This is a genomic window from Nocardia sp. NPDC059195 (assembly GCF_042754695.1).
In the GTDB taxonomy this organism is placed as follows: Bacteria; Actinomycetota; Actinomycetes; order Mycobacteriales; family Mycobacteriaceae; genus Nocardia.
Genome location: NZ_JBHZBG010000006.1, coordinates 43,118 through 67,045, shown reverse-complemented (window position 1 = coordinate 67,045; position 23,928 = coordinate 43,118). Strand labels below are relative to the sequence as shown.

Sequence of the window (23,928 nt, the reverse complement as noted above, 5' to 3'; positions counted from 1 at the left end):
GGCTCACAGCCTATACCGGGACGCAGTAAGTGATGGCTAATTCACGGCTACGGGTGTCGGTGCGGCCACACACGAGGCCTCCTGTGCTCGTCGAGCCCGCGGCGGCGGTCGAGCAGGCCGAGCACGTCGGAACCACAGATGGCGATGCCGAGACAATCAGAACGGCCAGATCAGTGGCACGAGAAAGGTAGCGACCGCGGCGAACAACGCGGCCAGTGGCAGTCCCAATTTCCAATAATCACCGAACCGGTAGGCACCGGGTGGCGCCACCATCAGGTTGGCGGCCGTGGCGATCGGCGTGAGAAACGAGGCAGCACCGGCGACCGTCATCGCCATCAGCATCGGCAACGGTGAGATCCCAGTCGCCGCGGCGACTGACACGGCGATCGGTGCCACGATCAACACGGTGGCGAGGTTGCTGATGAACTGGCCGAGCACGATGACCACCGCCACGATCCCGAACTGCAGCAGCAGCGGCGAGCCTGTGCCGACCAGGTCGAGCAAGGTGCGCGAGATCAGCTCCGCCGCACCACTGGACTGCATAGCGGTGGCCATCGGGATCATGCCCGCCACGATCACCAATGTCGTCAGCGAGATCGCGTGCTCGGCTTGGGACACGGTGATCACCCGCAGCGCGAGCATCGCCGTGGCAGCACCGAGCGCCACGATCGCCGCCGGGGCGGCATCGACGACGAGCAACGCGCACATCACCGCGAGAACGGCGACCGCCGCATAGGAACGCGGACCCAAGCGGGTCGCTTGACGGCGCAGCCGCGATGGTTCGGTGACGGTGAGCAGGCCAGGATGGGACGCCCGCTCATCCAGGGCGTCCCAACTGCCACTGAGCACGATGATGTCGCCCACCCGCAGCCTGGCCCGGGTGAGTCGGTCCCCACCTCGGTAGACGGCCAGGATCACCAGATCCCCGGAGTCGGTGCGCATCCCGGCGAACACCTTTTCCCCGATGAACTCCGAGCGCGGCGCGATGACCACCTCCGCCGCCCCACCGGCGGCGCAGATCGCCGTCTGGGTGGGGTCGAGCTCGTAATGATCAGCCAGTGTCTCGGCGTAACGGCTCAGGTCCGTCGGCGCGTCGGTAGCGACCCGATCCGGCAGGACCCGAGGCCCGAGGTACACCACGATCGTCACGGTCCCGATGAGCAACGGGATACCGACGAGCGAGAACTCGAAGAACCCGAACGGCCGAGCTCCCGCGTCGATGGCGAGCTCGTTGATCATCACGTTGATCGGGGTGCCCAGCAGGGTCAACATCGACCCGGCGTGCGCGGCGAAAGCCAGCGGCATGAGCAGCTGCGCCGGTCGCTGCACGATTTTGGCCGCGATCATCACCGTGACCGGAATCAGCGCGGCGACCGCGCCATTGACGCTGATCAGCGCAGTCAGCGCCGCACACAGCAGCATCACCGCCACCAGCACCGCGGTGCGCCCGGACCCGACCCGGCGGATCAACTGCATGCCCACCCACGCCGTGACGCCGGTGGCGTCGATCGCCTCGCTGATCACAAACAGCGCCGCCAGATACACCACTACCGGATCGCCGAACCCGGCGATGGCGTCCTCGAAACCGATGGTGCCGGTGAGGTAAAGCGCCAACGCCACCCCAAGTGCGACCACCCCGGGCGGGATCCGATTCGACATGAACGCCACGATCGCCACGGTGAGGACGACGAAGGTCGTCGCAATCGGCCCCGTCATGAGCCGTCGGCCCGAAGCGTCGTCGAGCACCCGTTCTCGGCGCACCGATCATTCGACACACAGCGGGTGACCGCGGCACCGATCATAGGCTCACTCTAGCGTTGACCAACCCCGCTATCGCGCGGCAATCACACGATGGCCGGCGAATTCTGTCGGACAACCGGTTCAGAACAGTGAGTGTCAGACAGCCGATTCTCGGCGCATGGGGGCGATACTCGATGGTGCGGTTTCGGACATGCGTCGGCGGATCTCACCGGAGGGTGACGCTCGCGCGCTTCGCAGAGTGGGCTTACTCGGCCGCAGAGGGAGGCGCGATGGACATGCAGGTATCGGATGTCGAGCAGGTGGTCTCCATGGGTGCGCCTCCTCGCGGGGAAGAGATCGATGATCTTGTCGCCGTCGCCTTGGAGCGATACCGCGACCAGACAGCGGGGCGAGTCGCCGACTACATCACTGGCCCATGCCGACCGACGCTGTCCGGCGTCGTGGTAGCCGAGGTAGACGGTGGTACGCACGCCGCCGGCGTGGTCGAGTTCAGTATCCAGTCCATCGCCAAAGCGTTCGTCTACGCACTGGTTTGCGAGGAAGGCGGCCACGAAGTGGTGCGCGGGCGGGTCGGGGTGAACAACACCGGCTTGGCGTTCAATTCGGTGGTTGCTATACCGACTACCTCTCGCGCGCACTGGGACTGAACGTCTTCGCCTCCACCCGCCGACCGACAGGAGTGTGCGGCCATGACCGCGACACCGGCAGCACCCGTCAATGACCGTGCGTCCTGGTTGCCCATGGTCGGGCTGTTCTTCGCCCAAGTTTTGATGTCGGTCAACGTCACCGCGTTGCCGGTGTCGCTGGGCGGGATGGTCGAGGACTTCGACGTCGCTCCCACGGTGGTCAGCTCTACCATCGTCACCTACGGGCTCGCGGTGGCGGCGTTGGTGATGGTCGGTGCCAAGCTCGGGCAGCGATTCGGCTGGGTCGCCATCTTCCGCGTCGTGGTTGCCACCTTCGCGGTGTCGGCATTGATGATGACCTTCGCACCCACCGTCGGGTGGGCCATCGCCGCGCAAGCCGTCGCCGGCGCCTCGGCGGCCGTGATCGTGCCCGCTCTGGTCGCGCTGATCACCGAGAACTACCACGGCACCCAACAGGCCACCGCCATCGGATCATTGGGGTCCGCGCGCGCGATCTCCGGTGTCGGTTCGTTCCTGATCGGTGGTGCGCTGGGCACTCTGGTCGGCTGGCGGCCGATGTATGTCCTGGTGTTCGCCATCGCGGTGCTCGTCTTCGCATTGAGCTTCACCCTGCGCTCCGACACCGGCAACCCAGCAACGCGCATCGACCTGGTCGCCGCAGTCCTGATCGGTGTCGGCGTCGTCTTGCTGACCGTCGGCTTCAACAACCTCAACTCCTGGGGCGTGGTCTTCGCCAAACCCGCGGCACCGTGGGACATGCTCGGACTTTCGCCGGCGCCGGTGGCGATCGTGCTCGGGATCGTTGGGGTCCAAGCATTCCTGATGTGGACATTGCGCCGCATCAAGGCAGGTCGGCAGCCCCTGGTCGATCTTTCGGTCCTGGCCAGCTCGCGCGAACGCGCCGCGATCTATGCGATGTTCACCGTCGTCGCGCTCGAGGCAGCCCTGAATTTCACTGTCCCGCTCTACATCCAAATCGTGCAGGGCCGCTCACCATTCGACACCGCGCTGGCGATGATGCCGTTCAACCTGACCGTCTTCATCACCGCCACCATCGTCGTGCGCGCGTACCAGCGCTATACACCCCGCGCGATCGGCATGGCTTCGTTCGGGCTGACCACCCTCGCGCTGGTGTGGCTGGCCTTCGTGGTGACCAACAACTGGGAAACCGTCCCGACCGTCGCCGGGCTGATCGTGTTCGGCATCGGCCAAGGCGCACTGGTGACCCTGGTCTTCAACGTGCTGGTCACCTCCGCACCGAAGAGACTCGCCGGTGACGTCGGCTCCATCCGCGGAACCACGCAGAACCTGGCCTCGGCAGTCGGCACAGCACTGGTCGGCGCCCTGCTGGTCACAGTCCTGAGCATCTTCGTCGGCCAGCAGGTGACCGACGACGTCACCCTTCCCGACTCGTTGATCGAGCAGGTCGATCTGGACAACGTCAACTTCGTCAGCAACGACTCGCTGCGCGAGGTCCTCGCCACGACCACAGCTTCCCCCGACCAGATCGACGCCGCGGTCGCGATCAACGAGGACGCCCGCCTGCGCACCCTGAAGTTCGGTCTGCTGATCCTGGCCGGGCTCAGCGCCCTCGCCATCGTGCCCGCGAGCCGTCTGCCCGACTACCGGCCCGGCGAAATTCCCGACCCCGCTGCCACCGGACCAGACAACCAAGACCAGCCAACCGCTGATCGGAGAACTGTCCACTGATCCCCAACAACCCATCCGGAGGCACGATGCTGTACACCGACATCCCGACCCGCCGTGAGATCACTGCGCTCGCATCAACTCTCGAGCCGTGGTGCGTATCGATCTACACTCCGATCGAAGGAGACCCAGCCAATCCGGACGCGCACCGCATAGCGTTCTCCAACCAGGTCCGCGACGTACTGTCCCTGGTGACCGACCCCGGGGCTCGCGCGGCGTTGAGTGAGGAGCTCGACGACCTGATCGATGACGACGAATTCTGGCGCTACCAGGCGCGGACCCTCGTCGTGCTCGCCACGCCGACCCGGGCGCGGACCTATCGACTCCCCAACCGGCTCACCGAATCCACTTCCGTCGGAGACCGATTCCAGCTCACGCCGCTGCTGCGGTCGGTGACCTTTGCCCAGACCGCGTTCATCCTCGCACTCTCCGATGGCGCCGCGCGCCTGGTGCAAGCCGACGCCGACCGGCCCGCAGCCGATGTCACGCCGAAGGACATGCCGACCAGCGCGGCGGATCACGCCGGCAAGTCGTCGTTGGGCGATCGGGCACCCAAAGGCCGCGTCCAGGGTAGCGAGGGCCGCAAGATGCGAGTACGCCAGTACGCACGCGCCGTTGACCAGCAGCTGCGCCCGATCCTCGCAGGTCGCGACACCCCCTTGATTCTGGCCGCGACCGAGCCGACCGACGCGCTGTTCCGATCGGTCAACAGCTACCCGGACCTGCTCGAGGAATCCTTGCCGGGCAACCCCGAGCATCTGGGCGACGATGAACTCGCCGCGCTGGCGCGAACAATCCTGGACCGCCACTACAAGGCCGAACTCGCCGCGCTGGCGGAGCTGTTCGCCACCCGGCGCGGGGAAGGACGAGCACTGACCGACCTCGCCGACATCGCCCGGGCCGCCACCTACAACATGATCGACACGCTGTTCGTCGACATCGACGCCACCGTCGCGGGGACTATCGCCGCACAGGACGGTGCACTCGAGGTCGATATCGACGCCGAATCCATGAACGGTCCCGACGTCCTCGACGAGATCGCGCGGCGCGTAGTGCTGGCCGACGGGCGGGTACTGGCGGTGCGTGGAAGCGAAGTCCCCGGCGACGGGCCTGCGGCCGCGATTTTGCGGTATTCGATGTAGCCGGCTAGTGCTGCGGACAAGGGTCAGCCAGCGTCGCCGCGCTCGACTTCGTTGAACTCGATCTCCCCGGAACGAAGGACACGCAATGTCCCCGCCGAGTCCGCGTGGATGATCAGATGCTCGATCAACCGGTGCGCCACGACAGCGGCGGCGTGTTCGTCGGCATGGCTCCACACTGTGCGGGAGACAGTTCTGCCCGAGGTCTGCGATCCGCGGAAGGAACGAAGAATCACCGAGAATTGTTCACGGCCGATTCGCCCACCGATCACACGACTCGCCTTGGCCACGGCGACCTCGGCCACTTCGTTGGCGCGAATCGCTGCTGATCCGATCGAGATCCATAAGGCTCCCATAGGTCCAGTGTGCGCCGTCAACCCACATCGGCGGCGCAGCGGCACGCCCGCCGATCGCTGTGCGCCACCAGCCTGACCGGCATCGGAGAGAAGGGACGGGCACCTGTTGCAGATCATTGGCCACCGTGGGTTTCGCCGGCTGCTCCTCGCTCAGGTAACCGGGTTGATCGGAACCGGCTTGATGACGGTGGCGCTGGGACTGCTCGCCTTCGATCTGGCCGGCGACGACGCGGGCGCGGTGTTGGGTACCGCGCTGGCGATCAAGATGATCGCCTATGTCTTCGTGGCACCTGTGAGTTCGGCACTGACCGACCGGATACCACGCCGGGTCCTTTTGGTGTCGTCGGATGTGGTCCGCGCGGGAATCGCCCTGTGCCTGCCATTCGTCGGCGCGGTGTGGCAGATCTATGTGCTGGCCTTCGTGTTGCAAGCGGCCTCGGCTACCTTCACGCCCGCGTTGCAAACGGTGATTCTGGCGATGCTGGTCGACGAGGACGACTACACCCGGGGGCTGTCGCTGACTCGACTGGCCTACGACGCGGAGTCGCTGCTGAGTCCGCTGCTGGCCGCGGCCATGCTGACCCTCGTGCACTACAACTCGTTGTTCGTGTGCACCGCTGCGGGGTTCGTCATATCCGCGACAATCGTCGCGAGGACGAAGCTACCGCAGGTCCAGCCTGCGGATCGGTCGATGCCGCTGATGGTGCGCATTACCGGTGGCGCACGGATCATGGCAGGCGATCCGGTTCTGCGCGGACTGCTGGCGATGAACATGGTCGTTGCGGCCGCAACGGCTCTGGTCGTGGTCAATACCGTTGTCTACGTGCTGGATCTGTTCGCAGGATCGGATTCGGAGGTGGCGCTGATGCTGGCCTGCTACGGTGCGGGCTCGATCGCGGCGACTCTGGCTGTTCCGCGTGCACTGGCATGGATCGGTGACCGGGCGCTGATGCTGAGCGGTTGTGCGCTGATGGTGATCGGACTCGCGGCCGCGGCGGTCATCACAGTTCGCGCGACTCCGTCGCTCACCTGGTGGTTACTGCTGACCCTGGCGTGGCTGGTGCTGGGGTCGGGTACATCACTGGTCAGTACACCGTCGAAGCGGTTGTTGCGTGCACGCTCGGATGCGATGACTCGTGCCTCGGTGTTCACTGCACAATTCTCGGTCTCGCATGCTTGCTTTCTCCTGACCTATCCTCTGGCCGGATGGGTCGGGGTGGTCGCTGGACAGACGGGAGCGGCGGTGAGCCTGGCCGTGTTGGCCACCCTGGCGGCCCTGACTGCGTCGCTGATATGGCCGCCCTCGATGCGGTCCGGCACATCAGCATGACCTCGTCGACACAGACCATCAATCGACCGCCGGTGCCCGCGTGGATCCGGGCGCCGCGCGGTACTGCCGCACGGCCGCAGTCGATTTGACCACCGCGGCCAGCAGCGGTGGGCCGAGCACCATGCCGATCAGGCCGGCGACAGTACCGCCGATCATAGTGGCGAGCAGTACCGCCACCGGGTGCAGTCGTAGCGATGCCCCGAGTGCCCAGGAACTCACCGCGCTCTGAATGCTGCCGTTGGAGATGACGAACGTCACCGTGAGTATCAGGGCCGCGGTCGGTCCGGCGGCGCCGAAGGCGATCAGTACCGCGAACGCACCGGTGATCCAGGCCCCGACGAACGGGATGAACGACAGTGCAAAGTACAGGATGAAGATCGGGATCGCTAGCGGAATCCGTAACAGCAGCAAGGGAATCATGAAAATCGGTGCCGTGATCAACGCGGTGACTGCCGTGCCTTTGAAATACCCGCGCACCGATTCCCTTGTCAGCGAGACCACCGCGGCGACCTCGGCGGGGTCGAGCGAAGTGCTCCGCGCCAGCCAGACAGGGAATCGGCTGCCGTCCCGTAACGTGAAGTACAGGAAGAACACCGCGAAGAAGGTGCCGACGATCAGCGATATAACGCCGTAGAAGGTGTTGGTAACGATCCCCGCCAGCCCCTGTCCCAGCTGCGGAAGATGACTCTGGACCGCGGTGCGGGCATGCTCCAACCACGAAGATTCGATATCGAGCCCCCGACCCCACACCAGCAACGCGTCCCATCCCAGTGCAAGTTGCCGGTGGATCTCGTTGTACTGACGCACGATTCCCCACACGACAATCGCGATGGTGCACACCACTGCGGCAATCGCGGCGAACACTGCCCCCGCACCCGCCAGCGCCGGTGGGAGCCCGACTCGTTTCAGCAGCTCCACCAGTGGCTCCAGCACGATCCCCGCGATCACCGCGATCACCAAGGGAATCAGGATGCCGCTGACCGCGCCCAGCGCCACCGCGATGACCACCGCCAGCGCGAGAATGCCCAGTATCGACCAGCTCGCGAGGCCGATCCGCCGCAACGCGGGCCTCGTCTGGTTCCTGTCCGGGCAAGCGGGCTGCATCGCCGCGTTACCGCTGTTCGACACAGAGACCTCCTCGTCCGGTTGCGACGATGACCGGCTGACGCGAACAGCCTGCGGACTCCGTGCGGGCTGGGCGGCCAGACCAGACCAGGAAACCACAGCACGACGCTGACCGACGGCGCTAACACACCACGATCCGTGCCGACGATGGTCGGTAGGTCTACCTGCAGCGTCCCGAACACCTCGACTGCGCGAGGGTTTCCGTCCGCGTCCAGCGGCTCCACGACCAGATCGTCACCATCCCGGCCCACAGCGCACGTGATGTCATTGCCCACCCTCGCCAGCCGTGCATGCCGGAGTCGAAGTATCCGGACAGTTCGACGGCCGTGATCGCCAAGCGCCCGCAAGTACTGCGAGACCGAATGCTTATGGCATCGATCACTGCATGGGCGGTGCTTCTGCTCGAACCCGGCGCATTGTTGCTCGCTGTATGTCGCGGCAATCGCAGGGACTGATGGCCAGACAGAACCTCTGACACCCCACATGTCGGTGGCGCGTGAATCTGCAAATCGGCATCGTCCAGCGCCCGACCGGCGGGAACGGGCCGCGATCTACCATCAGCCCCGCAGTCAGTAACGAGGCCCAAGACCTGGCCTTCAGTGCCCTGGTACCTCGGGGTGTGGCGGCAAGCGGTCAGTCGAACATTGTTGGCAGGTCTGGTTTATTCCAGTGGTCGTGGAGCAGTCGGATTTGGGTGTCGAGTACGCGGGTGGTCGACAGCTCAGGCAGGTCGTCGATGTCGAACCAGTCGATCTCCATGGTCTCGACGGGGCTGGGTTGGCCGTGGGAGATGGTCTCGCACAGGAAGAACAGCTTGTACACGTGGTAGGGGAAGGCAGGCTGGTGGCCTTGGACGTCACGGTCGTGTAGTGCCACGAGCTTGCTGGCGCGCACGGTGATTCCGGATTCTTCCTCGACTTCGCGTTCGACTGCGAGTGAGGGTGGTTCCAGGACGTCGCACCAGCCGCCTGGCAGAGTCCATCTTTCGTCGCTGCGGTCGCGGATGAGCAGGATGCGGCCCTGGTCATCGAAGACGCCGCCTCGGACGTCGACTTTGGGTGTCATGTATCCCTTTTCGAGGAACACGTTCTTCGCAGGACCCGTAGCGGACACGAGCTTGTTCGCGCGGCTTGTTCGCACAACTGTCTCCTGATTCGGTCAGTGCTCCCGCACGATGGCGTCGGTCAGGACTGGGTGAGCGAGTCGGTGAACCGCCGTGGTCAGGTCGGTCTCGGCCGAGTTGAAGATCGCGCTGCCCGCCACGAGTGTGTCGGCTCCGGCGGCGATTATCTGCGGTGATGGTGGTGATGGCACCGTCGGCGACGAGTTCGAGACCATTGAGGTGCAGGTTGTGCAAGGTGGTCCGCAGGGTGCGGATCTTGTTCGGGACGGTGGGATCGAAGGTGCTGGTGCCGGGACGGCTGGTCATCAGGACGACGAAGTTCTCGAAGCCGGCCTGTGCACGCAGCAGTGGCGCCGCCGGTCCTTTGCCTGCGGAATATGGGGTTTGTCACGGTAGCGGCGCCGCTAACGGCCGTTGTCGGCCGTTGTGCGGCAGCCCCGGTCCAGCGGGCAGCTGCGGTCCGCCAGCTCAGCTCCTTCGCACCCAGCCTGTCTCGACCGTCTCGCTGGCCTGCTCATCGACGATTTGGGAATGAAAGTAGGTGATACACGTGTTGGAAATCCTGGGTAAATCGTAGAAAAATCGTAGAAAGCAGGGGTGGACCCCGAAGATGACCAGGTCAGCGGTGGTATAGGCTTTGTCGGTCATGAAGTCGGCTTATTCGGGTCCGGTCAACGGTGCGCCCAAGACGGTCTACCTCGATCACGCGGCGACCACTCCGATGTTGCCTGCCGCGGTCGAGGCGATGACGGCTGCCCTGGGGGCGGTCGGGAATGCGTCCTCGCTGCACGGTTCGGGGCGGGCGGCGCGGCGGTCGCTGGAGGAGGCGCGCGAGTCGATCGCGGCTGATCTGGGTGCTCGACCGTCCGAGGTGATCTTCACTTCCGGGGGCACCGAGAGCGACAATCTGGCCGTCAAGGGGATCTTCTGGGGGCGTCGGGCGGCTGATCCGCGGCGCACCAGGATCGTCACCAGCGCGGTCGAGCATCACGCGGTGCTCGATGCTGTGGAGTGGCTGGAGAAGCACGAGGGCGCGCAGGTGAGCTGGCTGCCGGTCGACGCCGACGGTGTCGTGTCGCCGCAGGTGTTGCGTGAGGTGCTCGCGGCGCATGCCGACGAGGTGGCGCTTGTCAGTGTGATGTGGGCCAACAACGAAGTCGGAACCATCGAGCCGATCGCCGAATTGGCCGCTGTTGCACAGGAATTCGACATTCCGATGCACAGCGACGCCATTCAGGCGGTGACCCAGATACCGGTCGACTTCGCCGCGAGCGGGCTGGCCGCGCTCAGCGTGGCCGGGCACAAGGTGGGTGGTCCGCACGGGATCGGGGTGTTGCTGCTCGGCCGCAACGTGCCGTGTGTGCCGCTGGTGCACGGCGGCGGACACGAGCGTGACCTGCGCTCCGGTACCTCCGATGTGGCCGCGGCGATCGGGATGGCCGCCGCGCTGCGCCATGCCGTCGCCGACCTGCCCGCGCGCGCTCAGCAGTTGCGGGCGCTGCGCGACGAGCTGATCGACGGTGTGCGGGCCGCGGTGCCGGAGGCAGTGCTCAATGGCCCAACAGATCGGCTGCCCGGCAACGCTCACTTCACGTTCCCCGGTTGCGAGGGTGACTCGCTGCTCATGCTGCTCGACGCCGCCGGTGTCGAATGCTCGACCGGATCGGCCTGCAACGCGGGGGTCGCCTCGCCCAGCCATGTGCTGATAGCGATGGGTGTGGACCCGTGGCAGGCGCGCAGTTCGCTGCGCTTCTCGCTCGGTCACACGTCGACCGGAGCCGATGTCGAAACACTGTTGACCGTGCTGCCGCAGGTCATCGATCGAGCCAGGGCCGCAGGCCTGGCCGGCGCTAGAGGAGGTGCCTGATGCGAGTTCTCGCTGCGATGAGCGGTGGTGTCGATTCCGCGGTGGCCGCGGCGCGGGCCGTGGACGCGGGGCACGAGGTGGTCGGGGTGCATCTGGCGCTGTCGGCGAACCCGGGCACGCTGCGGACCGGGTCGCGTGGTTGCTGCTCCAAGGAGGACGCCGGTGATGCGCGCCGCGCCGCCGACGTGCTCGGAATCCCTTTCTACGTCTGGGATTTCGCGGATCGCTTCAAGGAAGACGTGATCGACGACTTCGTCGCCGCCTACGCCGCGGGGGAGACCCCGAACCCGTGCCTGCGCTGCAACGAGAAGATCAAGTTCTCCGCGCTGGCCGATCGCGCGCAGGCGCTCGGCTTCGATGCCGTGGTCACCGGGCACTACGCCAGGCTCGACGAGGGTGTTCTTCGTCGCGCTGTCGACGCCGACAAGGATCAGTCCTACGTGCTCGCGGTGCTCACCGCCGAGCAGCTCGCGCGGGCGATGTTCCCGGTGGGTGACACCCCGAAGCCGCGGATCCGTGAGGAAGCGGCCGAGCGCGGGCTGGCCGTGGCCAACAAGCCCGACAGCCACGACATCTGCTTCATCCCCTCCGGCGATACCCGCGCCTTCCTCGGCGCCAAGATCGGCATCCGGCCCGGTGCGCTGGTCGATTCCGACGGCACGGTGCTCGGTAATCACGAGGGTGTGCACGGATTCACCGTCGGCCAGCGCAAGGGTCTCGGCCTGAGCCACACCGCCGCCGACGGCAAGCCCCGCTATGTGACCGGAATCGACCCCGATTCGGGCACCGTCAAGGTCGGTTCGGTCGAGGATCTGCAGGTCGACGTCATCACCGCCGACCGCGCGATCTGGACCTCCGGTGTTCGCCCGACCTCGTCGGTCGAGTGTGTCGTGCAGGTTCGCGCGCACGGTGGGACCGCGCCTGCCGTGGTCGAGCCCGAGGGTGACGGCTTCGTCGCCAGGCTGCGCGAGCCGCTCACCGGCGTCGCCAAGGGCCAGGCCATCGTGCTGTACCTGCCCGATACCGACGGTGGCGACACTGTGATCGGCAGCGGCACCATCAACGGCACCGACCGCACCGAGATCTCGGCGGACGCCGCCGACGCCTCTGCCTGAGCGTGCGGGCAAGATAGCGGAAGGCGGGTCCGTGCGTCGTACGGTCGGCGTGCGCGGTCCGTGGCGCGTGGTGTCCTCACCGACCGGGTGGTGACCGGCGTACGAGACTCGAAAGGTGTTGAGCGCGTGACACTCTGGCGAAGCGAGAATTCCCGGGAGGCGCCGGAGCCTGTCGACCTGCTCGTCGGTGGGATCGCGACCGGCGTCGGCTCGTGGCCCGGCACCGATCCGCGCGAGGCGGCCGCGACGATCATCGGCGAACTGCCCGCCCTCCCGCACCTGGTCGAACTGCCCGAGCGTGGCATCGGCGCCGACATGATCGGCCGTGTCTCGGCGCTGCTGGTCGACCTGCGTTTCGATTCCACGACTCGTGGTTACCGCCTGGCCGCCCGCCCGACCGGGGTTTCGCGGCGTGCGCGGGACCTGATGCACGCCGATCTCGACGCCATCGAAGAGGCATGGGAGACAGCGGGTTCGGCAGGCACCGGGCGGGTGGTGAAGATCCAGGCTGCCGGTCCGCTCACCCTTGCCGCCGAGGTGGAACTGCCCGGCGGGCATCGCATCCTCACCGATTCCGGTGCCCTACGCGATCTTTCGGAATCCCTCGCCGAAGGGCTGATCCGTCACGCTGCCGAGATCCGCAAACGGCTGGGCGCCGAGGTGGTCATCCAACTCGACGAACCCCAGCTCACCACAGTTCTCGAGGGCTCCCTGCAAGGTCCGAGCATCCTGAACACCATCCGTGCGCTGCCGGAGCCGGACACCCTGCACATCCTCGACACCGTCATCAACGCGCAGTCTTCGCCAGTCCTACTGCACACCTGCGCTTCTCGGCCCCCGCTCACCACCCTGGGCCGCACAGCGGCGGCGGCGATCTCCTTCGACGCCGCGACGATCATCACCGCCGACCTCGACGCCCTCGGCGAAATCATCGACTCCGGCAAGAAAATCGCCCTCGGCCTGACCCCCACCACCCCACCCGCGGCGTCGACCACGTGGCGCGACATCGCCGAACCCGCCGTCCGCCTCATCGACCGCCTCGGCTTCCCCCGCGCGATCCTGGCCACCCAGATCCTGGTAACGCCTTCCTGCGGCCTGGCAGGCGCGCCCCTGCCCTGGGCCCGCAAGGCGCTGGCCCTCACCGCAGACGTAGCCCGCGCCTTCGCCGAAGAACCGGAGTCGATCACCTTCGAATAGCGGTGTTCCATCAGGTGAACTGCGGAGTTATCATCTATTACGTCATTACCTATTAGATGGAGGCTGACATGCGGATGAATGCGAACGGTCAGGTGACCATCCCTGCCGAGCTGCGGTCGAGGTTCAATCTGAAAGAAGGTGATGAGCTCGATGTGATCGAAGACGGCGGCACGTTGCGCATCGTGGTGAGCGGCGGCGCGGATAGCCCCGGCGAGCGGCTCGTTCGGCAGATGCGACGGCACCGATTCGACAATCCCGAAGTCGCAGGCCTGACGACCGACGAGATCATGGCGCTGCTGCGTGACTGAATCGGTCACCGCGCTGCGGCACGCTACCTTGGTCGACAGTTGCGTGCTTATCGATGTGCTGGACGGCGACCCCACGTGGGAACAATGGTCGGCATCCGAATTGTCCGCCGCGCGCAACGTCGGCCGCGTGGTGATCAATCCGCTGATCTACGCGGAGGTTTCGATCGGCTACGCGACGAAGGAATCAGTGGAGGCCGCATTGCCGCCCCAGTCCTTCGACCGTGAGCCGCTGCCCTGGGACGCGGCCTTCCTCGCTGCCAGAGCCTTCCTCGCCTACCGTCGGCGGGGTGGCGACAAGCGGTCACCGCTGCCCGACTTCTACATCGGTGCCCACGCCGCGATCAGCGGGTACCGGCTGCTCACGCGCGACGCGGCGAGGTACCGAACCTACTTCCCCACGGTCGAGGTCATCGCGCCGGAATGAGCCCGCGACGTGCGCATCCGGATCTGCGAACTCCGGATTCGCCCACCTAGCTGGTCGCGTCAGTTCGGGGTGACGGTGACCGTGTTGCCGATCTGGGTCTTCATATCGAACGACGCGCACTGCCCATTGCTGAGTTCCTGAGTGCGCAGCGGCCGCTTCTTGATGTTGGTCTGGATCTCGACCGTCACATCGGTGCTGGCCATCGAGCACACCTTCGACACCGGCGCCTCGGTGTAAGAGACCGACCCCGCACCCTGACACGAGTTGGTCGAGTTACCCAGGAACACCCGCGCCGTTCCCGTCGGGCACGGATCAGCCATCGCGCTCGGCGCACTCACCAGTGCCGCGGGCACGAGCGCACCTGCCGTCACCGCCGCCACGATAACTCCACGAACCATCATCCGAACCGCCATGCCGTCCCGCCTCTCCGTGAATTCCGGTCAGACTACGGGACGGGGCGACCGTGTGGCGCGGCAAGCGGTGAAGTCGCGGCCGAACGCGACCGGCCATGATCAACACGTGAGCACATGGGTAACTCACCGGGCACGGGCCAACCGGATACACACCGAACCGCCTGCCGCGTCGGTATGTCCCGCGGTCCTCTAGTCTGGCCATGATTCACGGAGAGGCGGGACAGCCCTTGCTGCGCAGTTTTCAGGTGACCAATCATGGATCGCTGGCCCAGGCGCAGCAGTTGCGGCTGACCAAGGGCGCCGGTGGGCCGTTGGCGGTGCCGGTGACGGCGGTGCACGGGGTGGCGGCCGCCGGGAAGACGAGCTTCATCGACGCGCTCGGGCAGATGCGGGACGCGGTACTGAATTCCGTGAGCGGATGGGACCCGTACGCGGGTCCGGTGCGCCGACCACATCTCGGGTTTGCCGATCGCCCAACGGAATTCGTCGCGGGGTTCGTCGCTGAAGGCGTGCCTTATACCTATGGGTTCCGGCTCGACAACGTCGATGTGGTCGCGGAGTGGTTGTACACCCATCCCCGGTCGCGCAAGCGGATCGTGTTCGAACGCAGTGGTGACGAGGTCAAGATCGGGCCGATGTTCGAGGCGGCCCGGTACGGGGTGGCGGCGCTGGTGCCGTTGGTGCGGCCGAACGCTCTGCTGTTGAGTCTGGCGGGGCAGATGTACGCCGAGGCGTTGGTGCCCGCGTATCGGTGGTTCGCGGCGAATCTGGCTGTGCAGCAGGGCGATGTCGAGACCGACGCGCTCGCGCACGACCTCGGCAGCCATATTTCCCGTTCGCCCGACAACGCGGCACGGCTGTTGATGCTGCTGCGCACGGCGGACCTCGGGATCGAGGATCTGCTCGTGGCCGAACACGATCCGATGTACGCGGACTATCTGCGTGATCTGGACGCCGAAATCGGCGCGCTGGCAGGCCATCTCGACCACCCCGAGCAGATTCTGGTGGAACGGGAGCTGAGCACGCTGCGCGCGGCGCGTGACGCGCTGTACCGGCGCATGGTCGACCGTCGCGGCGCGGGGCTGAGCGTGGTGCACGAGGGCATCGATGTGCCGTTCGAACTGGCCGACGAATCCACCGCCACCCGCTCGCTGCTGCGCGTGCTGCCTGCCATGTTGGAAGCCCTCGACACCGGCCAGGTGCTCGCGGTCGACGATCTCGGCGGCGGCCTGCCGGTCGAGGAGACCGACCGCCTCGTCCAGCTGTTCCAGAACCCGGAGACCAATTCCCATGGCGCGCAACTGATCTACACCACCGCCGACCGCGCGCTGATCGATCGGGGCAACGGACGCTCCCAGCGCACCCGCACCGCCGTGTGGCAGGTGCGCCGCTCGCTGGGGGTCAGCGAGCTCACGCCGCTGTAGCCGGGCCTAGCATGGGCGCATGCTCGAAGTGGTGATGGCGGCAGCGCTGGTGACGATGCTGGTGGTGACGATCGGTGCCGTTGTCGCCGGACGGACGGGCCGGGGCAGGGCAGGCCTCGAGCACGGGTCGCTCTCTGTGACCGGTGTCAGCCCACTGCCCGCGATGATCGGTGAGCACTACGTGACGATCACCGGCACCGTCACCGGCCCCTCGGTCACCGGCAAGGTCGTCTATCGCCGTTTCGCCTGGGATGCCGCGCACTGGCCCGCCCCCGGCGACCACCTCGCCATCGCCTACCCACCCCACAACCCGGACGACTGGCACGCCGAGCACCCAGGCCTGCGCCCTTACCTGGGCTCCTGAGCGACCTCACCGACCTCGCCAGGCATGGGTGAGTCGGAGCTCACAAGCGTCCAGATGGGATCATTTCGGGATGCACGGTACCGACGGCCAGACCACCGGACTTCTGATCCGCCCCGCTCACCCCGACGAATACGACGCGATCGCCGCGCTGACCGTCGACGTGTACGTGGGCGACGGCTACGTCCCCGACGGCGACGATTACGTTCGGGAACTCGCTGACGTCGCCCACCGGGCGGCCGAGGCCGAGGTCCTTGTCGCCGTGCACGACGGCCTGGTCGTCGGCTCGCTCACTGTCGCGAGGCCCGGCACGCGCTACGCGGAGATCGCCCAGCCCGGTGAACTCGAGTTCCGCATGCTCGCGGTGTCGAAGCAGGCACGCGGACTCGGTGTCGGCACCGAACTGGTTCGTGCCGTCATCGACGAGGCGAAATCAGGCGACTTCGAGGCGGTCGCGCTCACCACCATGTTCTCGATGGTCGACGCGCACCGGATCTATGAGCGGCTCGGCTTTGTCGGTGTCCCCGAACGCGATTGGGCCACCCATGACGGACTGCAGCTGTTCGTCATGCGGCTCGCGTTGCGCTGACCCGGTCAGTTCAGCACGGTGGCCACGATGCCGGCGAGATAGCCGAGCCGGGCCACTTCCGAGGGGCGGAAGTCGGGCCCACCGGGGCGGCCGAGGAGCAGCGCCCTGCCGGTGTTGCCCAGCGGGGCGGCGGCGAGTTTGGTGTCCATGTCGCGCCAGATCTCCGGCACCCAGTCGGCCTCAGCGTCGAGCCACATCGGCTTCTCGATAGGCATCCACGGAGCCGAACCCGCTTGGGTCTGTGGGGCACTCGGGCTGCCGACGATGCGGTAGGCGCCCGCGGGGCCGATGCCGATGATCGTGGACCAACCGACGCGCAGCACGCGGGGGCAGCCGTCGACGAGTACCTGGAGGCGGTCGTCGCGGGCGCTGGCGACCTGGTCGATCAGTTCGAGCTCGCGGTGGGTGTCGAGCACGCCGGAGTACGGGCGAATGGAGTCGACGTGCACATCGCGCACCGATTCCGCGGCGGTGATGAGGGTGTCGGGCAGTGCGCCGGTGGGGACTTCGACGACGAGATCGTCGATCGCGAAGCCGGCGCCACGTTCCACGACATCGAGCGAGAGAATGTCCGCGCCGACCCCGCCGAGGGCGAGTGCGAGGGAGCCGAGGCTTCCCGGTCGATCCGGAAGTTGCACGCGGAGCAGGTATGACACGTGCGTTCCTTTCCATGCCGGCCGGGGTTGTTCGAGACGAATACCCGGTGAAGCAATACTTACACCCCTGAACGCGGGTTCTCGACCCGAAGTATGACCCCATCGGCGCGACATGCGCGAACTTTCGTGCCAGGCGGGTGCGTCCGACGTGCGGGGCGGGCGCGTAAAAACCCGTCGGGGTCGCCAATTAGGCTGTACCGATACTGCCCACCGAAGCCGAAAGGGGTCCCGCGGTGCCCGCAATCTCCCGCGACGAGGTCGCTCACCTCGCCCGGCTGTCCCGGCTGGCGTTGACCGACGCCGAACTCGACCAGTTCGCCGGTCAGCTGGATTCGATCCTCAGCCACGTGCAGACCATCACCGAGGTCGCCGCCGACGTCCCCGCCACCGCGTCGCCGAACCCGACGACCAATGTGACCAGGCCCGATGTGGTCACGCCCGGCCTCACTCCCGAGCAGGCGCTGGACCAGGCGCCCGCCGTGGAAGAACAGCGTTTCCTGGTTCCGCAGATCCTGGGAGAGGGCGAATGACCGAGTTGACGCAGCTGTCGGCTGCCGAGCTGGCGAGCAAGATCCACGGTGGGGAGGTGTCCTCCACCGAGGTCACCCAGGCGCATCTGGATCGCATCGGCAAGGTCGACGGAGAGCTCAACGCCTTCCTGCACATCGCGGGTGACGAAGCCCTCGCCGCGGCCGCCGTGGTCGACGCCGCACTCGCCGCGGGCGAGACCCCCGCGTCGTCGCTGGCGGGAGTTCCGTTGGCGCTCAAGGACGTTTTCACCACCACCGACATGCCGACCACCTGCGCCTCGAAGATTCTCGAGGGCTGGATGTCGCCGTACGACGCGACGGTCACCTCGCGGCTGCGCGCCGCGGGCATCCCGATTCTCGGCAAGACCAACATGGACGAGTTCGCGATGGGCTCCTCCACCGAGAACTCCGCCTACGGCCCGACCCGCAACCCGTGGGACACCACCCGCATCCCCGGTGGTTCCGGTGGCGGTTCGGCGGCGGCGCTTGCCTCGTTCCAGGCACCTCTTGCCATCGGCACCGATACCGGTGGCTCTATTCGTCAACCCGCCGCGGTCACCGCGACGGTCGGCGTGAAGCCCACCTACGGCACCGTTTCCCGCTACGGCCTGATCGCGTGCGCGTCATCGCTGGATCAGGGTGGTCCGTGTGGTCGCACCGTGCTCGACACCGCCCTGCTGCACGAGGTGATCGCCGGGCACGACCCGCGCGACTCCACCTCGCGCGATGTGCCGGTGGCGCCCGTCGTCGCGGCCGCAAAGCAAGGTGCCAACGGTGACCTGACCGGCGTGCGCGTCGGCGTGGTGCGCGAATTGCATTCCGACAGTTACCAATCCGGCGTGCTGGCCTCCTTCGACGCCGCGGTCGCGGTGCTGAAGGAACTGGGCGCCGAGGTGATCGAGGTGTCGTGCCCGAGCTTCGAGTACGCGCTGTCCTCGTACTACCTGGTGATGCCGTCGGAGGTATCGTCGAACCTGGCGCGCTTCGACGCCATGCGCTACGGCCTGCGCGTCGGTGACGACGGCAGCCACAGCGCCGACCAGGTGATGTCGCTGACCCGTGAGGCCGGTTTCGGGCCGGAGGTCAAGCGCCGCATCATGATCGGCACCTACGCGCTGTCGGCGGGCTACTACGACGCCTACTACGGCCAGGCCCTCAAGGTCCGCACGATGATCGCGCGCGACTTCGACGCCGCCTACGAAAAGGTCGACGTGCTGGTCTCGCCGACCAGCCCGTTCACTCCGTGGAAGCTGGGCGAGAAGGTCGACGACCCCCTAGCTATGTACCTGTCGGACCTGTGCACCCTGCCGACCAACCTGGCGGGCCACCCCGGCATGTCGGTGCCGTCGGGTCTGTCGGCCGACGACAACCTGCCGGTGGGTCTGCAGATCATGGCGCCCGCGTTGGCCGACGACCGCCTGTACCGGGTTGGCGCGGCCTACGAAGCGGCGCGTGGTGCGCTGCCGAGCCCGAGCGGCGTCTGAGAAAATCCCATCAGCGGGGTGCGCCGGTTCGAAAGAATCTGGCGCGCCCCGCTTTTGGTTATCTCCTCGGCTCGATCCCGGCCGCACAGCGGGCGGTCAGGTGCCTACGCGGTCGCGCGGCTGCCGACGCCCGCCGTCATCGCGGTGAAGCCCGCGCGCAAATGCTTGCCGAGTGCCAGCGTCACCACCGGGCTCAACCAGCCGGCGAGAGTGAACCGTGACTCGTAGCGGCACCGGTCGGGACCGAGGGGGACGACGGTGTGCGAGCGCAGGCTGTGCAAGGTGCCCAGGGGTACCGACTTCATCGAGTAGCTGAACTCGACGCCGGGGGTATGGGTGCGGATCCATTCCCGCTGCGGCCTGCGGTTGCTGCCGAGTTTGACCCGCATATCGATGGCCGAACCGGGTTCCAGTGTGCTCGACGCCTCGTAGCAGAAGGTGTTCCACTCGCCGTAGCGTTCGAAATCGGTGAGCACCTCCCACACCTTCGCGGCGGATGCGTCGATCTCGATCGTTTCGTCGATGACTAGGGCCATGGGTGAAAACTAGGACATGTTCTAGTTTTGGGCAACCCGATCATGCCAACCGGCGACGTACCTTGCGCAGCGCGTCGATGATCACGGCCGAGGCCGCCGTCACCGCGAACAACCCGAGAATCGTGCGTGCGAGGGGCCAGAGGTTGGGGCGGTCGGCCGGGTCAGTCTGGGCGAAGACGTTCTCGACCACCGGTGCGCCGTATTCCTGGCGTCGCGAGTTCACGTCCACGGCGGTGAACGCGATATCGGCCATCACGGCGCAGCGGGCGCGGGAGAACTCGTCGTCGCGCAGCTCGCAGGCCGCGTGGATGCGCCGGTTCAGCGCCGCGTCCACCGAGCGGCGCGCCCACCCGCCCAGCGGTTCGTCGATCCGCTCGGCGTAGCGCAGCACGTCGTAGCCCAGGTCGTGGGCCTTGCAGGCGGGCTCGAACTCGGCGGGCAGCGTCACCGGCGAGGAGCAGTCGCCGTTGGGGTTCACCAGCAGGCCGTCTTGCGGCGCGGGGTCGTAGCCGAACTTGTAGCCGAAGTCGCGCGGGATCAGCGAAGTCGCGTCGGGGCTGTCGTCGCTGAGGGCCCGCACCGCGGCGGCGGCCACCACGTTCTCGGTGCTGTCCGGGGTGGTGCCGCCCATGGCGCCCGGTGCCGACATGACCACGGCCGCGGCCATGGCCAGTCCGGCCGTGCACAGGGCGACGCCGCTACGGCGGCGGTGCTGTCCAGCGGCGGCGGGGGTCGGCTCGGAGGCTGCGGTGTCTGCGGTACGGGCCACAACAGCGGCGGGTACCGGGCGAAGCGGGGTGTTCATGGCCTCCGACGGTAAGGAGCGGGTCGCGCGGCAGGCATCCCGCTGCGGACTTGTTTTTCGGGGCGCGCGGGTGGCAGACCCGGCGCCGGGGTCACACCAGGGTAGGGGGTCGTATTCGGTTCGTGGGTATGAGGTCCGCTGACCGGACGGTTCGTAGGCTCACTGTCATGACCGCACCACTGCGCCCCGCCGCGCGAGGAGTACCCGCGCGCACCTGGTTCGACTTCGCAACGGTGCTGGTCGCGCTGATTTTGTACAGCATCGCGTGGCCGACGTTGTTCGTGACCCATGAGGTGTCACCGGTCACCGCGCCGCTGCTGTCGGCACTGGCGGCCTTCCCGATTCTGTTCGTGCGGGTCAACCCGGCGATGGGCTGGGCGATCTCCGCGGGAGCCGCGCTGTTGTTCTCGATCGGTATGCGGCCGGGCGCGGACAATGACCTGCCCTTCCAGGTCGTGCACGTCATCGTGCTGTTCGTGCTGCTGTTCGCGGTGGCGTTGCGGGCCTCGGTGCCGATCGTGGTCGTCGCGTGGGCGGCCACCTCGATGCTGTTCGCCACCACCATGCCCGGCTCGGAGACCGGTCCGCTGTGGGGCTGGGCGATGGGGTTCGGCGCGCTGGCCCTGTTCGGCTATCTCGTGCGGATCCTGCTGGCCTCGCGGCGCAAGCTGGAGCACCAGGAAGAGGTGACCGAACTCGAGCGCGCGCGCCGGGCGATCCTGGAGGAGAAGGCGCGCATCGCCCGTGACCTGCATGATGTGGTCGCCCACCACATGTCGATGGTGGTGGTGCAGGCGCAGACCGCGCCGTATCGGATCACCGACCTCGACCAGGCCTCGCGTGCCGAATTCGAATCCATCGGCGCCACCGCCCGCACCGCGCTCAACGAGATCCGGGGCCTGCTCGGGGTGTTGCGCAGTGACGGCCAGCTGCCCGAACACGCGCCGCAGCCGCGCGCCTCGGACGTGCCCGCGCTGTGCGCGTCGGCCCTGCGCGCGGGTCTGCCGGTCGACTGGACGGTGACCGGGGATCTGGATTCGGTGCCGGAGACGACCGGCCTGGTCGTCTATCGGGTGGTGCAGGAATCGATGGCCAACTGCGCTCGGCACGCACCGGGTGCCGCGGTGCAGGTCGCGGTGGCGGTGATCCCCGGCGAGGTGGGCGTGACCGTGCACAACGCCGCGACCGCCACGGTGCCGCAACCCGGTGCGGGCGGTGGTCACGGCATCGACGGCATGCGCACCCGCGTTGTCGCGGTCGGCGGTGAACTCCACGCGGGGGCCACACTCACCGGCGGATTCGAGGTCTCGGTGAAACTGCCCACCCACTAGGGTGGTTGGGTGGCTATTACCGTTTTGATCGCCGACGACCAGGCGATGGTGCGCCAGGGTTTCGGTGCCCTGTTGGGCGCGCAGACCGATATCAGCGTCGTCGGCGACGCACCCGACGGCAAGGTGGCGGTGGCCGAGGCCAAGCGGCTGCGTCCCGATGTGGTGCTGATGGATGTGCGGATGCCGGAGATGAACGGCCTCGACGCCGCCCGTGCGATCCTCACCGCGAATTTCGATCCGCCGGTGCGGGTGCTCATGCTCACCACCTTCGACATCGACGACTACGTCTACGAGGCGCTGAGCATCGGTGCGAGCGGGTTCCTGCTCAAGGACGCGCCCGCCGAGGAATTGGTGCGCGCGGTGCGGGTGGTCGCCGACGGTCAGGCGCTGCTCGCGCCCACCATCACCCGCAGGCTCATCGCCGACGTCACCCGCAGGCGCAATACGGTGCGCACCGCACCGGCGTCGGCGCTCGGCACGCTGACCCCACGCGAACGCGAGGTGCTCGAACTGGTAGCCAAGGGGTTGTCGAACACCGAGATCGCCGCGGCGCTGTTCGTGGCCGAGCAGACCGTGAAAACCCATGTCTCCAAGGTGTTCTCGAAGCTCGGGCTGCGCGACCGCGCCCAGGCGGTGGTCCTGGCGTATGAATCCGGCCTGGTCGTTCCCGGCTGAGCCGGTGCGCTCAGCGCGGGCAGACACCGCCGCGCAGGTTCGGCAAGTGCCGGGCCAGCAGCAGCGCCATCCGATCGAGCAGCACGGTGGTGTCGTCGAACGAACCCGAATCAGCCTGCGCCGCGAGAGCTACCGCGAGCTGACCGCTGCCGATGGGCACCAGTCCGAACTGGCGCACGGTGTAGATCCCGGTGACGTCGTCGGGACCCCAGCCGCCTTTGAACTCGGTGTCGTCGAGCAGGCCCAGACCCCAGCCCTGTTCCTCGGTGATCTCGCCCATCAGCGCGGTGACGACCTCGGCCTGCGGCAGGCACGGCAGCCGCGACGCGAACCGCACCTGGTTGGCCAGCGACCATTCAGTGCCACCGAAGGCGGTGACGTCGAGTTCGGTATGGGTGCCGGCCTTTCCGGTGCCCGCGTCGCCCGCCTCGTCGAGGATCTGCTGCACGGCGTCGGCGGCTTCCGGTGCGTCACCGAGGGATTCCCACAGGCCTTCGGCGGCGTCGTTGTCCGACACCGTGATCGCGGCCTGCACCATCTCGAAGATCGACTGGTCCTGATCGTGGCGCAACGCGGCGACCGCGAGCGGGATCTTGATCGTGGACCAGGCGATCCCGGTGGACCAGTCGCCGTAGATCGTCATCCGGCCGCCGCCGACCGGCATCAAGGCCATGCCGACCTGTCCGGGCAGCGTCGATTGCAGCAGGGTGAACTCCGCCGCCAGCGAATCGGGCGCCACGATGGACAATCCCGGATGCCAGGCGTCTTCACTGTTGACGGTGACGGTGGGCGCGCTCACCGCCGTCGGGGTGCCGGGCGTGGTACACGAGGTGGACAGCACGGCGGTTGCCAGCACCCCACCGAGCAGCAGCCTGCGACAGGCAGCCGCCTTTCCGGTCGACTTCACCACCGAATCCTCCCCACCACCCAGTGCGCGTGTGCTTCGGCGGTGCAAACTTCTCGTCAAACGCGTCCGGACGCTACCGGACGACCGTTAGCAAGTTTCACCGATTTTCGGCGAGAAT

Annotated in this window: 26 protein-coding genes; 17 read left to right on the top strand and 9 right to left on the bottom strand. The window is 67.0% G+C overall.

Annotated elements, in window-relative coordinates:
- Positions 1 to 156: 156 nt before the first annotated feature.
- Positions 157 to 1,716, bottom strand: coding sequence for an SLC13 family permease (locus ACFXKN_RS10675; RefSeq protein ID WP_379432905.1), 1,560 nt, complete (start codon positions 1,714 to 1,716; stop codon positions 157 to 159).
- A 314-nt stretch (positions 1,717 to 2,030) separates the two neighbouring features.
- Here ACFXKN_RS10675 and ACFXKN_RS10670 point away from each other — a divergent pair, with 314 nt between their 5' ends.
- The 3 genes from ACFXKN_RS10670 to ACFXKN_RS10660 are packed head-to-tail and all read left to right on the top strand — an operon-like array spanning position 2,031 to position 5,257.
- The gene (locus ACFXKN_RS10670; RefSeq protein ID WP_378953433.1) at positions 2,031 to 2,408 is read left to right on the top strand and encodes a glutaminase; all 378 of its coding nucleotides are present in this window, start codon (positions 2,031 to 2,033) and stop codon (positions 2,406 to 2,408) included.
- Positions 2,409 to 2,450: 42 nt separating this feature from the next.
- Positions 2,451 to 4,118, top strand: a complete 1,668-nt coding sequence (locus ACFXKN_RS10665) for an MFS transporter (protein WP_378953435.1) — start codon at positions 2,451 to 2,453, stop codon at positions 4,116 to 4,118.
- Between the two features lie 26 nt (positions 4,119 to 4,144).
- A complete protein-coding gene (locus tag ACFXKN_RS10660; RefSeq protein WP_378953437.1) occupies positions 4,145 to 5,257 on the top strand; it encodes a hypothetical protein in 1,113 nt (370 codons plus the stop codon).
- Between the two features lie 23 nt (positions 5,258 to 5,280).
- Here the strand turns inward: ACFXKN_RS10660 and ACFXKN_RS10655 are convergent, their stop codons facing one another.
- Positions 5,281 to 5,610: a hypothetical protein gene (locus tag ACFXKN_RS10655; protein WP_378953439.1), complete on the bottom strand. Its 330-nt coding sequence runs from the start codon at positions 5,608 to 5,610 to the stop codon at positions 5,281 to 5,283.
- A gap of 106 nt (positions 5,611 to 5,716) precedes the next feature.
- Here ACFXKN_RS10655 and ACFXKN_RS10650 point away from each other — a divergent pair, with 106 nt between their 5' ends.
- Complete coding sequence (locus tag ACFXKN_RS10650; RefSeq protein ID WP_378953441.1) at positions 5,717 to 6,940, top strand: MFS transporter; 1,224 nt, start codon at positions 5,717 to 5,719, stop codon at positions 6,938 to 6,940.
- Positions 6,941 to 6,958: 18 nt separating this feature from the next.
- Here the strand turns inward: ACFXKN_RS10650 and ACFXKN_RS10645 are convergent, their stop codons facing one another.
- Together ACFXKN_RS10645 and ACFXKN_RS10640 are read right to left on the bottom strand one after the other, a co-directional pair.
- On the bottom strand, positions 6,959 to 8,068 hold the full coding sequence (locus ACFXKN_RS10645; RefSeq protein ID WP_378953443.1) for an AI-2E family transporter: 1,110 nt from the start codon (positions 8,066 to 8,068) through the stop codon (positions 6,959 to 6,961).
- Between the two features lie 630 nt (positions 8,069 to 8,698).
- Positions 8,699 to 9,130: an NUDIX domain-containing protein gene (locus ACFXKN_RS10640; RefSeq protein WP_378953445.1), complete on the bottom strand. Its 432-nt coding sequence runs from the start codon at positions 9,128 to 9,130 to the stop codon at positions 8,699 to 8,701.
- A 175-nt stretch (positions 9,131 to 9,305) separates the two neighbouring features.
- On the opposite strand from ACFXKN_RS10640, the gene ACFXKN_RS10635 reads away from it, so the two are divergent.
- From ACFXKN_RS10635 to ACFXKN_RS10610, 6 genes are all read left to right on the top strand, one after another.
- On the top strand, positions 9,306 to 9,584 hold the full coding sequence (locus ACFXKN_RS10635; RefSeq protein ID WP_378953447.1) for a hypothetical protein: 279 nt from the start codon (positions 9,306 to 9,308) through the stop codon (positions 9,582 to 9,584).
- 250 nt (positions 9,585 to 9,834) lie between these two features.
- Positions 9,835 to 11,055, top strand: a complete 1,221-nt coding sequence (locus ACFXKN_RS10630; protein ID WP_379432904.1) for a cysteine desulfurase family protein — start codon at positions 9,835 to 9,837, stop codon at positions 11,053 to 11,055.
- Positions 11,055 to 12,170 (top strand): tRNA 2-thiouridine(34) synthase MnmA, encoded by a 1,116-nt coding sequence (gene mnmA, locus ACFXKN_RS10625; RefSeq protein WP_378953451.1) that lies wholly within the window; start codon positions 11,055 to 11,057, stop codon positions 12,168 to 12,170. The genes ACFXKN_RS10630 and mnmA overlap by 1 nt, the downstream gene beginning before the upstream one ends.
- Positions 12,171 to 12,296: 126 nt before the next feature.
- On the top strand, positions 12,297 to 13,367 hold the full coding sequence (locus ACFXKN_RS10620) for a methionine synthase (RefSeq protein WP_379432903.1): 1,071 nt from the start codon (positions 12,297 to 12,299) through the stop codon (positions 13,365 to 13,367).
- A gap of 68 nt (positions 13,368 to 13,435) precedes the next feature.
- Complete coding sequence (locus ACFXKN_RS10615) at positions 13,436 to 13,675, top strand: AbrB/MazE/SpoVT family DNA-binding domain-containing protein (protein ID WP_378912555.1); 240 nt, start codon at positions 13,436 to 13,438, stop codon at positions 13,673 to 13,675.
- Entirely contained in the window at positions 13,668 to 14,099 is a 432-nt protein-coding gene (locus ACFXKN_RS10610) for a type II toxin-antitoxin system VapC family toxin (protein ID WP_378953455.1), read from the top strand. The genes ACFXKN_RS10615 and ACFXKN_RS10610 overlap by 8 nt, the downstream gene beginning before the upstream one ends.
- 59 nt (positions 14,100 to 14,158) lie before the next feature.
- Here the strand turns inward: ACFXKN_RS10610 and ACFXKN_RS10605 are convergent, their stop codons facing one another.
- A complete protein-coding gene (locus tag ACFXKN_RS10605) occupies positions 14,159 to 14,470 on the bottom strand; it encodes a hypothetical protein (protein ID WP_378953457.1) in 312 nt (103 codons plus the stop codon).
- 242 nt (positions 14,471 to 14,712) lie between these two features.
- Between ACFXKN_RS10605 and ACFXKN_RS10600 the strand changes: the two genes are divergently transcribed.
- The 3 genes from ACFXKN_RS10600 (at position 14,713) to ACFXKN_RS10590 (ending at position 16,886) form a co-directional block, all read left to right on the top strand.
- Positions 14,713 to 15,936, top strand: a complete 1,224-nt coding sequence (locus ACFXKN_RS10600) for an ATP/GTP-binding protein (protein ID WP_379432902.1) — start codon at positions 14,713 to 14,715, stop codon at positions 15,934 to 15,936.
- A 19-nt stretch (positions 15,937 to 15,955) separates the two neighbouring features.
- Positions 15,956 to 16,300, top strand: a complete 345-nt coding sequence (locus tag ACFXKN_RS10595) for a hypothetical protein (RefSeq protein WP_378953461.1) — start codon at positions 15,956 to 15,958, stop codon at positions 16,298 to 16,300.
- A gap of 70 nt (positions 16,301 to 16,370) precedes the next feature.
- Complete coding sequence (locus ACFXKN_RS10590) at positions 16,371 to 16,886, top strand: GNAT family N-acetyltransferase (RefSeq protein ID WP_379432901.1); 516 nt, start codon at positions 16,371 to 16,373, stop codon at positions 16,884 to 16,886.
- A 5-nt stretch (positions 16,887 to 16,891) separates the two neighbouring features.
- Here the strand turns inward: ACFXKN_RS10590 and ACFXKN_RS10585 are convergent, their stop codons facing one another.
- On the bottom strand, positions 16,892 to 17,542 hold the full coding sequence (locus ACFXKN_RS10585) for an amino acid-binding protein (RefSeq protein WP_378953465.1): 651 nt from the start codon (positions 17,540 to 17,542) through the stop codon (positions 16,892 to 16,894).
- Between the two features lie 233 nt (positions 17,543 to 17,775).
- Here ACFXKN_RS10585 and gatC point away from each other — a divergent pair, with 233 nt between their 5' ends.
- Both gatC and gatA read left to right on the top strand, forming a co-directional pair.
- A complete protein-coding gene (gene gatC / locus ACFXKN_RS10580; protein WP_101466314.1) occupies positions 17,776 to 18,072 on the top strand; it encodes an Asp-tRNA(Asn)/Glu-tRNA(Gln) amidotransferase subunit GatC in 297 nt (98 codons plus the stop codon).
- Positions 18,069 to 19,556 (top strand): Asp-tRNA(Asn)/Glu-tRNA(Gln) amidotransferase subunit GatA, encoded by a 1,488-nt coding sequence (gene gatA / locus ACFXKN_RS10575; protein ID WP_378953467.1) that lies wholly within the window; start codon positions 18,069 to 18,071, stop codon positions 19,554 to 19,556. Before gatC ends, gatA begins: the two co-directional genes overlap by 4 nt.
- A 104-nt stretch (positions 19,557 to 19,660) precedes the next feature.
- Here gatA and ACFXKN_RS10570 read toward each other — a convergent pair whose 3' ends face one another.
- Positions 19,661 to 20,092 (bottom strand): SRPBCC family protein, encoded by a 432-nt coding sequence (locus ACFXKN_RS10570; RefSeq protein ID WP_378953469.1) that lies wholly within the window; start codon positions 20,090 to 20,092, stop codon positions 19,661 to 19,663.
- Positions 20,093 to 20,132: 40 nt separating this feature from the next.
- Positions 20,133 to 20,897: a hypothetical protein gene (locus ACFXKN_RS10565; RefSeq protein ID WP_379432900.1), complete on the bottom strand. Its 765-nt coding sequence runs from the start codon at positions 20,895 to 20,897 to the stop codon at positions 20,133 to 20,135.
- Between the two features lie 167 nt (positions 20,898 to 21,064).
- Between ACFXKN_RS10565 and ACFXKN_RS10560 the strand changes: the two genes are divergently transcribed.
- Complete coding sequence (locus tag ACFXKN_RS10560) at positions 21,065 to 22,228, top strand: sensor histidine kinase (protein WP_379432899.1); 1,164 nt, start codon at positions 21,065 to 21,067, stop codon at positions 22,226 to 22,228.
- A gap of 9 nt (positions 22,229 to 22,237) precedes the next feature.
- The gene (locus ACFXKN_RS10555) at positions 22,238 to 22,903 is read left to right on the top strand and encodes a response regulator (protein ID WP_379432898.1); all 666 of its coding nucleotides are present in this window, start codon (positions 22,238 to 22,240) and stop codon (positions 22,901 to 22,903) included.
- A gap of 10 nt (positions 22,904 to 22,913) precedes the next feature.
- On the opposite strand, the gene ACFXKN_RS10550 is transcribed toward ACFXKN_RS10555, so the two are convergent.
- Entirely contained in the window at positions 22,914 to 23,810 is an 897-nt protein-coding gene (locus ACFXKN_RS10550) for a hypothetical protein (protein ID WP_379432897.1), read from the bottom strand.
- Positions 23,811 to 23,928 lie beyond the last annotated feature (118 nt).